The sequence below is a fragment of the Pseudomonadota bacterium genome (assembly GCA_030859565.1).
GTDB lineage: Bacteria > Pseudomonadota > Gammaproteobacteria > JACCXJ01 > JACCXJ01 > USCg-Taylor.
In genome coordinates this window covers 1-2861 of the sequence record JALZJW010000258.1, presented here as the reverse complement: position 1 = coordinate 2861, position 2861 = coordinate 1, and the positions used below count along the sequence as shown (strand labels likewise).

Genomic DNA, 2861 nt, shown 5'->3' with positions numbered 1-2861 from the left:
ATCATGACCAGCAACCGCCCGCTCGAAGACTGGGGCAAGCTCTTGAGCGATGTGCCCACCGCCAGCGCCATCCTCGACCGCTTTTTGCACCACGCCACCCTCATCGCCATTCACGGGCGCAGCTACCGCGTCAAAGACGCGCCGCTGGCGGGAGTCGAGCCCAAGAGCAAACGCCTGGCAGAATCCGCCGAAACCGCCCCGCTGGACACGGCAGCGAGCCGCAGAAAGTCAGAGGAGCCAAAGCCATGAGTTTTTCGCATGGGCCGTGGCTTGCCCTGGCGTCGCAGACCACAAACCCCGTCCGGACTTCGAGAATCCGGACGGGGCTGGGATGGCCTTGGCAATCCACGGGCCAAGCCGGCGCTCGGGTTGCGCTCCCGCAGAGCCCTATCCTCCGGCTCGCACCGGCAATGAACCAAAAACCCCACCCGGCTGTCAGCCACCACTTGAAACCCAAACTCAAACTGCTATGAAATCCGCACCCCAGGGGTGGGTGATTTTGAAGTGCAAAAAGGCGGGTGATTTTGAGGTGCAAAATGACAGCTGGGGCAGAAGAGCTTTCATCATAGCTTGCTTTCTTATTTCCGCGAGCGGCTCCTCGAGCACGCGCAGGCCAAGCTGGCGTTTACGGCCGTGCTCGAGGCTTTGCAGCGAGAAGGGCTGGTGCCGCGCAAAACAAGCAGCGGCTGGATTCGACCCATGTGCTGGGGTTGGTGTCGCGGATGAGTTCGCTGGAATGTGTGCGCGAAACGTTGCGTTTGGCCCTGGAAGAGCTCGCGGAGGTGTTAGCCGAAGATCAGCGGCCGGATTTCTGGCCGGCCTTGTGGGAACGCTATGTGGAAAACAAGCTCGACTACAAAAGTGCCGAAGCCGTGTTTAAGCAAAAACAGCAGCAGGCAGGCGAGGATAGCTTGCGCTTGCTGCAATGGCTGGAGCCGTTGTCGGCAGGTCCGGCTTTTGAAGGAAGTCTTCGCCCAGCGGTATGTCACGATCCCGAGCGGCCAGCTCGAACGGGTGGAGGTGCATGCCCCGGGAGTGGTACAGAACCCGCACGACCCGCAAGCGCAGTGGAGCGCGAAGGGCCACGGTGCGGCAAAGAAAGACTGGGTGGGCTACAAAGTGCAAGTGGCCGAAAGCTTTGAGGATGCTGCCTCCCAGCGCGAGGAAGGTGAACCGAAGCCTCACTTTCTGACTTCGATCGTCACCCAGGATGCCATCGAGAGCGACGAGGCTGGCCTGGCGGCAACCTTCGAGCAGCAACGCGCTGCGGGACTCGAGTCACCGAGCGAACTTTATGTCGATGGCGCCTACATCTGCGCCGCCGCGCTGACCGAAGCCGCGCAAGAGCAGCGCGAACTCCTTGGTCCCGCGCAACCGAGCGCGGCACGTGCCGGCCTGGACCCCGCTTTTCGCATTGAAGCTTTTGAGATTGACGTAAACCAACGCCGGGCGGTCTGCCCGGCGGGCCACGAGAACACCCAATGCAGCCGCTTGGAAGAAAAGGACACTGGCAAAGTTAGTTACCGTTTCGAGTTTAGCACCCATTGCCACTCCTGTGCATTGAAAGAGCAATGCGTTGGCGCGGCTCAGAAACATCGCACGCTGGTAGTAGGAGAGCATCATAACCATTTGCAAGCGCGGCGGCGCGAGCAGCAGAGCGCAAATTTTCAGGAGCGGATGCACCAGCGCAATGCCATTGAAGGCACCCAGAGCGAGCTGGTTCGTGCGCACGGGCTGCGCCGGGCGCGTTACCGCGGCAAGGCGAAGGTTGACTTGCAGAACCAACTCATCGGCACGGCCTGTAACATCAAACGCTGGATCAAAGTCATGGCTTGGGAGCTGAGGCAACGAGCGGAGGACGGCTGCGAGAGCCGCCTGCAAACGGCGATGGCAATGCCATAAACAAGAAGATCCGAAGCTAACCAGGCTCCAAAGGCGATGAGATTGCAACGGAAGTGAGCGGAGTTGAATTCAAAGGTGAAGAAAGTCCCAAGGTTAGTTCTCGGAAATCAGATACCTGCGTTTTGGCGGTAAAAAAGTATTGCTTCGTGAGCCGCATTGAGAGTAATATTTTTCCAAACGTCCCGGCGCATTTAGCCGTTTTTCACCTCCGGGAAAACGGGGGGTTTTCCAGCGGAATCTGCATTTCATTTGACAGAGTCGTTGCTGACTCTGGCGGCGGGGATGGCGCGCTGGGTCAGGAAAGAGGGTGCCACTCCTTTCCGATCTGGCGTCCGCGGATTCTTTGACTTGAACCGGCCCGAGCGCGTGCATAGCGGCAATCCGGCCGTGCTCGAGCACAAGGAACGTCAGCATGTCGCCCGGGCGGTGGAATGGCCCGGCGGCGATCGTGGCTTCGGCTTTACCGGGGCGGGCACTTCCATCAAAACGGGGCAATGACGAACAGCCACGGCATCGTTGAGGTGCGCGCTGATGTGAAGCGATCTCGTGCTCAATGCCATCCTCTGGACGCCGAAGGCGGAATTGCCGGCCAATGGCGTGGAATCGAAGATCACGGAGGAAGACTTCGCGGCGAGCCTCGATCCGAAACCGAAGAAGAAGTAAGTCAAGATTCCAGCTTGTCTTGAGACGATCGCAAGCTGGAAGCTTGCGCCACATGAAGCGCCTACTTTTTCTCGCCATCGCTGGCCTTGGCATTTCGCTCGTCTCCCCGAGCGTGACCTCCGGCGCCAATCCGGTCGCCACGAGCGGCATGGTCAACCGCGAGCCGGTCTCGCTGCACGCGGATCTTCGAGGCGCGAAGGAACTCTACCTCGTCGTCACGGATGGCGGCGACGGCCCGGTCGGCGACCTGGCGAATTGGGTCTCGCCCATCCTGACGAAAGCCGACGGCTCCCGGC

Annotated in this window: 5 protein-coding genes; 4 read left to right on the top strand and 1 reads right to left on the bottom strand. The window is 60.2% G+C overall.

Annotated features, from left to right (window positions below; translation table 11 throughout):
* The coding region (locus M3436_20435; GenBank protein ID MDQ3566339.1) for an ATP-binding protein at nt 1-249 on the top strand (249 nt) is incomplete at its 5' end.
* 536 nt (nt 250-785) lie between these two features.
* Here M3436_20435 and M3436_20430 read toward each other — a convergent pair.
* A complete protein-coding gene (locus tag M3436_20430) occupies nt 786-926 on the bottom strand; it encodes a hypothetical protein (GenBank protein MDQ3566338.1) in 141 nt (46 codons plus the stop codon).
* A gap of 31 nt (nt 927-957) precedes the next feature.
* Between M3436_20430 and M3436_20425 the strand changes: the two genes are divergently transcribed.
* The 3 genes from M3436_20425 to M3436_20415 form a co-directional block, all read left to right on the top strand.
* Nucleotides 958-1902 (top strand): transposase, encoded by a 945-nt coding sequence (locus M3436_20425; GenBank protein MDQ3566337.1) that lies wholly within the window; start codon nt 958-960, stop codon nt 1900-1902.
* 249 nt (nt 1903-2151) lie between these two features.
* Nucleotides 2152-2400, top strand: a complete 249-nt coding sequence (locus tag M3436_20420) for a hypothetical protein (protein MDQ3566336.1) — start codon at nt 2152-2154, stop codon at nt 2398-2400.
* A gap of 217 nt (nt 2401-2617) precedes the next feature.
* Nucleotides 2618-2861: NPCBM/NEW2 domain-containing protein (locus M3436_20415; GenBank protein MDQ3566335.1), on the top strand; the 244-nt coding region annotated here is incomplete at its 3' end.